At 61.1% G+C, this 7,899-nt stretch carries 7 protein-coding genes and 2 pseudogenes; 4 read left to right on the forward strand and 5 right to left on the reverse strand.

Translation table 11 applies throughout. The features are described 5' to 3' along the window. Positions 1-91: 91 nt before the first annotated feature. The 5 genes from ACFCZF_RS40355 to ACFCZF_RS40375 form a co-directional block, all read right to left on the reverse strand. Positions 92-325, reverse strand: a complete 234-nt coding sequence (locus tag ACFCZF_RS40355) for a hypothetical protein (protein ID WP_376675911.1) — start codon at positions 323-325, stop codon at positions 92-94. A gap of 246 nt (positions 326-571) precedes the next feature. Beyond that, positions 572-955: a hypothetical protein gene (locus ACFCZF_RS40360; protein ID WP_376675912.1), complete on the reverse strand. Its 384-nt coding sequence runs from the start codon at positions 953-955 to the stop codon at positions 572-574. A gap of 139 nt (positions 956-1,094) precedes the next feature. Further along, positions 1,095-1,664 carry a TetR/AcrR family transcriptional regulator gene (locus ACFCZF_RS40365; RefSeq protein WP_376675913.1) on the reverse strand — a complete coding sequence of 190 codons (570 nt, stop codon included), beginning with the start codon at positions 1,662-1,664 and terminating at the stop codon, positions 1,095-1,097. Between the two features lie 203 nt (positions 1,665-1,867). After that, entirely contained in the window at positions 1,868-2,260 is a 393-nt protein-coding gene (locus tag ACFCZF_RS40370; RefSeq protein WP_376675914.1) for a hypothetical protein, read from the reverse strand. A gap of 97 nt (positions 2,261-2,357) precedes the next feature. Further along, positions 2,358-2,732 (reverse strand): hypothetical protein, encoded by a 375-nt coding sequence (locus tag ACFCZF_RS40375; protein ID WP_376675915.1) that lies wholly within the window; start codon positions 2,730-2,732, stop codon positions 2,358-2,360. A 533-nt stretch (positions 2,733-3,265) separates the two neighbouring features. Here ACFCZF_RS40375 and ACFCZF_RS40380 point away from each other — a divergent pair. The 4 genes and pseudogenes from ACFCZF_RS40380 to ACFCZF_RS40395 form a co-directional block, all read left to right on the forward strand. Then, positions 3,266-3,965 (forward strand): annotated as a pseudogene (locus tag ACFCZF_RS40380) (IS5 family transposase); the annotation flags it as partial. A gap of 115 nt (positions 3,966-4,080) precedes the next feature. Further along, a pseudogene (locus ACFCZF_RS40385) lies at positions 4,081-4,932 on the forward strand (transposase). A gap of 770 nt (positions 4,933-5,702) precedes the next feature. Beyond that, a complete protein-coding gene (locus ACFCZF_RS40390) occupies positions 5,703-6,083 on the forward strand; it encodes a hypothetical protein (protein WP_376675916.1) in 381 nt (126 codons plus the stop codon). A 318-nt stretch (positions 6,084-6,401) separates the two neighbouring features. Further along, on the forward strand, positions 6,402-7,607 hold the full coding sequence (locus ACFCZF_RS40395; protein WP_376675917.1) for a hypothetical protein: 1,206 nt from the start codon (positions 6,402-6,404) through the stop codon (positions 7,605-7,607). The last annotated feature ends 292 nt before the right edge of the window (positions 7,608-7,899 follow it).

Raw genomic sequence — 7,899 nt, forward strand, 5'->3', positions numbered from 1 at the left:
CTCACCGGCGAGACCACCATCTCCTGGCGCGACCCGACACCGCCGACCAACCACCAGATTCCGGGATGAAACAACGGGAGAAAACGACCTCTTAGGCAAGCGCGTCATCAACCTCCCGCCCCGCAACACCTAGCAGCAAAGCCCCACGAATCGTCACGTCGATCTGCACCCGGTGGCCGGGCAGTTGCTTCTCGTGCCGCTTCCAGCTGCGGTCGTGGTGCTTGTAGCGCTGGGAGGCCGGAAGGCGGCCCATGTCCAAGCGGTCGAGGATGCGCCAGACGCCCGACTTGCTGATGGTGACGTCGTGGTACCGCTTGAGGGACATCGCGATCTTCTCAGGCCGAAGTGGTAGTTCTGCCGCAGGTAGATGATTCCCGACCACCTCGCCGTGCGTCGCGTTCGGGGGCGTCTTCGGGGCCTTGGAGCGGGTCCGCAGGCCATTGACGCCCTCGGCCGGGCAGACGACAGGTAGAGAATTAACGCGGCTTCCGTGCCGCTGGGTTAAGGGGCCGAACACCTACCTCAGCGGTACGGGAGCCTCGTACGTTGCGGACGCCGACGGCGTCCCCGACTACTCGTTGAAGAGTTCCGAGTAGACGGGGGCTCCGCCTCCGCCCCACACCAGTTTCATCTGGTAGCTGCTCGGCCAGTTGCCTATGTTATGACCACCCTTGTCGCAGCCGGCGTCTCCACCATCGGTGAGAATTAGCAGATTTGTTCCGGTGTCTGAGTTCCTCAGGTAACCGGTCATGCCGTAGCCGTCCGCGTTGGTGTCACAGACTTCGAACGTGTCTCCGTCGTCGTGGAACACCATCTTTCCATGATTGGGGTGGATAAGCGTCTTGTCAGTGGCGAGAAGCTGGGCGTCTGCGGCGAAGGCCGGCGTCGCTACGCCGCCGAGAGATACCGCAATCGCTGCGCTCGCCACAGCGATGCGGGAGAGGGACTTTACCATTGCATTCCTTTCATCTGCAGGCCACATTTACGGCCTGCAACCGTGGCTAACAAACGACGGATTTTTCATGCGGAAGCGGAAGCCATCGTGCAGCAGAAAAGGTCTGTTTGTGCGATACGGCAGCCCAACCTAACGCGGCTCAACGATGGTTAATTTCACTCACCATATCTTGGGCCACCTGGAGGAATGCCTTCCTCTGATCTTCTCGGTAGTGTCGAGAATCGCCCAACTCTGTAACCGCTAGTTGCACGGTGGCCAACGCTGCAGTAGCTCGAATGTGTTCCGCGATGCCGCTTGCGCTTCCACCTTCACTGAGCAAATCTCTAATTGACCGAATGCTCTGCCGGAGAGATTTACCCGGGCCCAGTTCTTGAACGGCAGCCTGATTTTCAAGCATGAAACGGAAAAAATCTGCTGCGTCGAAGATGGCGACACTATATCTTGCGAGCAACTCGTGTTTCCGAGCAGTGCTGCAAGGTTGACCAATGGCCCATTCGATCAATGCGTCCACTGGTTGGATAGCCTCATCGAACAGGCTAATGAGGATATCTTCCTTGGTCCTGAAGTGGTAGTAAACCGCCGCTTTGGTGATCTGTAGGCGCTCTGCAATTTCCCGCAATGCGGTCTTCTCGTAACCACGCTCCGAGAAGAATTCCAGAGCTACCCTCTGAATCAGTTGGCGGGTACCTTTTGTTCGCTTATCTACCATCTTGCATGCTCTCTCAGGCGGGTACTAGAGGGAGCCTACTTTACGCCCGGCTAGCTACGTACGCTACCCAACCGATCGCAGGTAATCCACGAGTCCCGCGCAGGGCCGTCGCCTGGCACCCACCTGCCTCCAACCGCGCGATACCAGGCGACCGACCCGTACCCGTCCTGCCCCCCATAGAGAAATGTGGAGGCGAAGCTCTGCTACTCGTTGAACCAATCAGAGAGCACGGGGTCGCCGCCCCCGTCCCACCAAAGCCACATGATGTAGTCCTCGCTGATTCCGTTTCCGACGTTGTAGCCCTTCTTGTCACAGCCCGCGTCGCCACCATCGGTGACCTCGATCAACGTGGGCCATCCCGACGCATCGTCCCTGAGCTGCCCTGTGACGCCGTAGCCGTCAGCCCTGGTGTCACACACCTGGAACATGTCCCCGTCATCGATGTACGTCATCGTGCCCCGGCCGCTGGGAAGCGAGATCTTCTTGTTCGTCTCCAAAACGCTGGAGTCTGCAGCCATGGCCGGCGCCGATACACCGACGACTACTGCAGCGATTGTCGCGCTGGCGATGGCAATACTGCCGACAAACTTGATCATGGGCATCGCTTTCTTTGTGGAGCCGTGATGTACCTTGCGTTGGCCACTGCACCGACATTAGGACAGCATGCGGTGGCCGGCTCAATGCATGGTGAGGTTACTCGCTGAAAGACGGAGAAAGGACGGAAGGACCACCACCAGTCCAGGCGAGTTCCATTTTGTAGGACCTCCCCCACGAGATGTCATAGCCATCCTTGTCGCAACCAGCATCGCCGCCATCAGTTATGTGAAGAAGCGTCGTAGAGCCTTCCAAAAGCAGCTGGCCTTCAACTCCGTAACCGTCAGCCTTCGTGTCACACACCTCGAACATGTCGCCATCGTCGTAGAAGGTCATGCGCCCGTGGTCGTTTTTGATGGTCTTGTTGGTGATGAGCACTTGGGCGTCGCCGGCCATGGCGGGGGCTGCGGTTCCGGCGAGCACTGCGGCGACGGCAGATCCGGCCACAGCGAGGCGGGTGAGGGCTATTCGCATGCGTTTCTCTTTTCTCCTAGAGATTGCGGAACACGCGACGCGGGCTCCTTCGAGTGGGCTGACCATATGACAGCGTGATCTTTTGGTAAACCAGTTTCACCATGACGGCGCGTCGCGGTCATTAGACGGAGGGTGACGCGAATTGAGGGTCCGCTGAGGTACTCAATGGGGTCGACTGTTGTTTTTTGGGGTAATAAGGGGCACAGGGCTGCCACTCTGAGTACACGAAGCCTCCACATAGTGATCTACATCACTTCGGACGTGGTCTCCCTAGCCACCACGTGGCTTGTCACGTGAGCGGAGTGCCCGCGGAGCTGCACGAGAGGCTGTGGTTGGGAGGACGACGGGCAATTCCCCGCGATCCACCCGCCGTTGAGGTCCAGCGGACGAGTACTGAGTGCCCTCCTCGCCGGACGGCAGAGCAGGAGCGAGAGGGGGCTGCCAAGCGAGCGGCTCGGCCCGTAGTAGGTGGTGACGGCAAGCCGCCATCCGTGATCACGGTCTGGCGATGAACCCCAACTCCTGCGGGACGAGTACCACCCTGCTTCGGCATATCGAAGTCGACCGCCCACCGCCGGTTCTTGATCTGGTCGAGAGCCGGCGTCTGGGGCCGCCTCACCACCACTGTCAATCCGCCGCCCATCACGTCATCGGCAACCTCCGCCAGCAGCCCAGAAACCACTAGGCCGTGCTGCACCGACTTGACGACGCCGGCCTGGTCGACGTCATCCGCGTCGTCCTCGACACCGCCCACGTGAGGGCGAAAGAGGAAGCAAACACTAGGTCCAAGCCCTGCGGGCAGGGACAAGCCGGGTTCCAAGATGCACGTCCTGTCGGACGCGAACGGACTGCCCCTCCTCGTCGGCGTCTCGGCCGGCAACACCCACGACAGCGAAGGACTGAAGCCAATGCTGGAGGGTCACCAAACGAGACACGACCCCCACAACGGCCGTCACTTCAAGCCCCAGCGCCTGCATGCGGACAAAGCCTACGACCGCGCCGAACTGCGCAGATGGCTCCGCGGGAAACGGATCGGCGTGCGCATCCCGCAAAGGCAGCGAGTCCAGCGAACGATTAGGGCGACGCAGCTGGGTCATCGAGCGCACCATGTCGTGGCTCTCCAGCTACCGCAGACTCAGCCCCCGATACGGCAATTTCCGCAACTACCTGGCCCTTCTCAGACTCGCCGCCGCTCTGTGCTGCTACAAGAGACCCGTCCGCCTCACCACGTAGGACACGGTCTTCGAGGGCGTTAAGGCCTGTTTCTGATGATGTGGTGTCGCCCGTTCGTGGTTGATGGGACGGTTCTGCCGGCGTTGTCATGTCGTGTACATGGTAAATTCGGGGCATGGTACGGATGCCGTACGCAACCGACTTGTCCGACGAGCAGTGGGCGTTGATCGAGCCGCTGGTCACCGCGTGGGCGCAGGGAGCGAGTGGCGCGGTCGGCGACCGAGGACCCGGGATCCTGCGACCTGCGTGAGGTCGTGGACGCGCCGCTCTAGCAGAACCGGACCGGCTGTCAGTAGCGGCTCCTGCCGCACGACCTCCGGCCTGGTCGGCGATGTTCTACTACTTCATCTTGTGGCGCCAGGACGGCCTTGACCATCGGATCCAGGAGATCCTGCGCTGCCAGGTGCGGGAGCGGGCCGGACGATTAGAGGACCCGTCCCTGGTGATCATCGACACCCAGTCCGTCGGCGTGGCGGCCGGGGGGCCGAAGAAGACGACGGACTGGACGCGAACAAGAAGACGCCCGGCCGTAGCGGGGGCTCGCCGTCGACGTGCTGGGTCTGATCACCGGCGTGGTGGTCCTGGCCGAAGAGCGCACACGACAACGAGGCCGGCATCGCCCTGCCGGACAAGGCGGCCGAACGATGCGGGATGCGTCTGGAAAAGGTTCTGGTCGACCAGGTTTCAAAGACGCCGTGATCACCCACGGGGCGGTGAAGGACATCACCGTCGAGGTGGTCCGACGCAACCCCGACGACGAAGGCAAAGGCTTCGTCCCCCAACCGAAGCGGTGGGTGGTCGAGCAGGTCAACGGCACCCTCATGCTGCACCGGCGCTTCCCCGCGACTAGGATCACCGGCCCGACAACGCGGCCTCCCACGCCTATTGGGCCTCCACCGCCGGCATGCTCCGCCGTCTCACCACTCCTGCCCCCACCTGGCGGGACGACGTGGAGCTGGCCGAGTGAACGTCAGTGAACTCCTGCGGCTGCTGCAGACCGAACACGATGAGACCGCAGCACGAGTCGGCAACCTGCGTGAGCAGATCGAGCAGCTCACCACCGCCCTCGCCGAGAGCTCGCCGCCACCCGCAAGGCCATCGATGGCCTCGCCTCTCCCGACCACGCAACGGCCCCCGCAGGGACCGCCGCCACCGTCTACCAGCGCATCGTGACCACGTTCAACGAGCACCCTGGGAAGGTGTTCCGCGTCCGCGATCTGCACGAGCACCTCGGCCTGCCCGCCGACGAGCCCTCAATCAACGTCACACGCTCCCGCCTGGGACGACTCGTCTGCCAAGGACTCCTCGAACAACCCGGACGCGGCCGTTCCCTTTTAGTCATGGCGCACAGAGTTCGTCGCCAGTTCCCAACCTCACGGGTGGGGCGAGGAGATGCTTCCTGCACGGCCGGTCGAGGCGAAGTGGCAGCGGCCAGCGGCCAGTGCTTCGGGCGACGAAGCGCCGCAGCGGGCCGACTGAAGATATGACGTAGATCACTATGTGGAGGCTTCGTGTACTCAGAGTGGCAGCCCTGTGCCCCTTATTACCCCAAAAAACAACAGTCGACCCCATTGAGTACCTCAGCGGACCCTCAATTCGCGTCACCCTCCGTCTAATGACCGCGACGCGCCGTCATAGTGGAACTGGTTTACCAAAAGATCACGCTGTCATATGGTCAGCCCACTCGAAGGAGCCCGCGTCGCGTGTTCCGCAATCTCTAGGAGAAAAGAGAAACGCATGCGAATAGCACTCACCCGCCTCGCTGTGGCCGGATCTGCCGTCGCCGCGGTGCTCGCCGGAACCGCAGCCCCCGCCATGGCCGGCGACGCCCAAGTGCTGGACACCAACAAGACCATCAGTAACGATCACGGCTACATGACCTACCTCGATAACGGTGACATGTTCGTGGTGTGCGACACGAAGGCCGACGGTTACGGCATGACTGGCATCGTCCAGACCCCTAAGGCAATCCCCCTGGACAAGCTGAAGATCACAGATGGTGGCGATGCAGGCTGCGACAAGGATGGCATCGATGTCACGAACTCTTCGGATTACCGGATGAAGCTCACATGGGATGGCGGTGGGCTGTCCGTCTACTCCGCATGGTTCAACGAGTAAACCGTTCCATCATTCCTGCGGCCCTGATGGTGTAGCGGTTGCTGCTGCTCTGAGTGGCACCGGTACTTCTATCTATAAGGGCGCCGCCAGCCTGCTGCCACCGCCCGCTGCATCACTGGTGGAATATCGAAAAGGCGCACGAGACGTAGGGCCCGCGGTGCACTGTCAGAATCCCACCTCTCGGGGAGCTCTGCAGTCTCAGGCCCACATGGCGGGTCCACACAGGGTCGGCCCTACGTTTGCCTGGCATGCCTACATAGGCAGATCCCAAAATCGCCTGTCGCCCCGTCAGGGGGTTATCACCAACGAGGTACACCTGTGAACTCCGACACACAGAGCCGCGATACGCTGCTGACGCCGCCCACTGCCAGAATCCGGCAGAGTAATCATAAGCAGAAACAGCGGAGAAATCGCGCACTGGTAGCTGTCGGAACCGCCTTGGCGGTCGTCGCAGGAGGCGCCGTCATAGCCCTGGTTGCGGGTGGCGGCGAGACACCGCCGCCCCCTGTGAAATCACCAAGAACGGCGCATGTACTGGCCAGGCCAGATCAATCGCCACCGCAGGACCTTATTGCGGCAGGACGAGTTGCAGTCTCCGGATTCTACACAACAAAGGTAGTGAACGAGGCTAACGGCAATGCCACTGGCACCTATACGTGGAGCCTCTACAATGAGGCAACCAAGCACTACCAGAAAACCGACTGGGCTTGGGTAGATGTCGCCCCCGGAATGCGAACCGCAGCCGTCCTGGAGCGCGACCTGCCTGCCGATCGAGTCGGATTGGTGAATATGGCCACAGGCGAGGTCCAGCGCTGGATCAAGGTAGATAAGGAAATTGGTAGTGTCCAGTTTTCGCCTGATGGAAAGCGTCTTGTGGCGACAACGTACCACCTAAACCCTGATGGCCTCTACAAGGATTCATCATATCGATTGAACGACAAGAAGGTCCCGGGGCCGAAGCCGAGCCGCACCGGCTTCTATGTTATAGATCTCGCGACAGGCAAGGCCAAGTTTTCCGCGTTGCCGCCCAGAAAGGACGGGACCGGCGCCTTTGCTGGCGCTGGACGCCAGGACCTTCAATGGGACCGTGATGGAAAACTTTTGTGGGAGCCTGCGGCTAACAAGGATGGCAAGGTCTACTACAACGAGGACGCCCGTCAAAGTCCAGTGCCCGAAAGGGAAGCATCGTTGCCCTTCTCGGGCGGGGTTCTCTCTCCGGACGGAACGCACATAACTGGCAAATTCGTAGGAGAAGACGGGCAGATCGTGTCCGAAATCTTGAACGCAAAGACCGGCAAGCGATCCGCGCTCGTACCTGGACAGCAAATGCTTGCCTGGGCAGATAACGACCACCTCATTGCGTGGAGGTGTGACCCCAAGCAATGCGAGCCTGGCAAGGGCGAGTTCCGCAACCAGCTTATACTAGTGGGAGTCAATGGGGAGAAGGCGATCCCCCTGTCTGGTTACCGCCATGCGAAACTACGCGACGATAGTCGCTGGACACCGATACTGAGCGAGCGATGACGGGCATCGGCTGTGCTCTATTGATCTTAGTGGCCGCCATCTCAACCGACGACGTAACGCGCGGTGCGCACGGTCCCGGTCGGATGATTCTCCGGCCGACTGCAGGGCCTCTTGGTTACCTCGTGAATGCGGATCTGGCCGAGCAGTGTCGGGACCCCGCTCCCACGCCGCGTCCGACAATCCCCCTCGACCTGTCACTAAGAGGTCGTTTTCTCCCGTTGTTTCATCCCGGAATCTGGTGGTTGGTCGGCGGTGTCGGGTCGCGCCAGGAGATGGTGGTCTCGCCGGTGAG

The organism is Streptomyces sp. NPDC056296, from assembly GCF_042268605.1.
Classification (GTDB): Bacteria; Actinomycetota; Actinomycetes; order Streptomycetales; family Streptomycetaceae; genus Streptomyces.

Coding starts and splice junctions, on each gene's coding strand:
- ACFCZF_RS40390 (WP_376675916.1), top strand. CDS start 5,703: ATGCGAATAGCACTCACCCGCCTCGCTGTGGCCGGATCTGCCGTCGCC.
- ACFCZF_RS40370 (WP_376675914.1), bottom strand. CDS start 2,260: ATGATCAAGTTTGTCGGCAGTATTGCCATCGCCAGCGCGACAATCGCT.
- ACFCZF_RS40360 (WP_376675912.1), bottom strand. CDS start 955: ATGGTAAAGTCCCTCTCCCGCATCGCTGTGGCGAGCGCAGCGATTGCG.
- ACFCZF_RS40365 (WP_376675913.1), bottom strand. CDS start 1,664: ATGGTAGATAAGCGAACAAAAGGTACCCGCCAACTGATTCAGAGGGTA.
- ACFCZF_RS40375 (WP_376675915.1), bottom strand. CDS start 2,732: ATGCGAATAGCCCTCACCCGCCTCGCTGTGGCCGGATCTGCCGTCGCC.
- ACFCZF_RS40355 (WP_376675911.1), bottom strand. CDS start 325: ATGTCCCTCAAGCGGTACCACGACGTCACCATCAGCAAGTCGGGCGTC.